The organism is Chryseobacterium sp. SIMBA_028 (assembly GCF_046535285.1).
GTDB lineage: Bacteria > Bacteroidota > Bacteroidia > Flavobacteriales > Weeksellaceae > Chryseobacterium.
The window spans coordinates 1-270 of the sequence record NZ_JAWRWZ010000305.1 but is presented as its reverse complement, the minus strand read 5'-3'; the positions used below and the strand labels follow the sequence as shown (position 1 = coordinate 270).

General features: G+C 38.5%; 1 protein-coding gene. It reads right to left on the bottom strand.

What is annotated here, in order from left to right:
• The coding region (locus SCA31_RS23555) for a hypothetical protein (protein WP_410699435.1) at positions 1-270 on the bottom strand (270 nt) is incomplete at both ends.

The following is a 270-nucleotide window of genomic DNA, read 5'->3' as shown; positions in this document are numbered from 1 at the left end:
CAATATGGTAAAAAGAACACATGCTCCAATTAATATCATTTTAAAACGTACCGCTTTAGCCTCGGTTTCTTGTCTGCTCTTTTCAAGGGAGGAAAAGGCATATTTCACCGCTTCTTTTTGGGAGCCGTTCAGTGTTTTCTCAAATTCTTCCTGCTTCTTTTTATAGAATAAAGCCTTATCCTGATTGCCGTTTTTATCATATATGCTGGACAATAACGCATAGTTTGTACTCAGGTTGGGGTCTTTTACTTTCTGGAGATATGAGGTGGC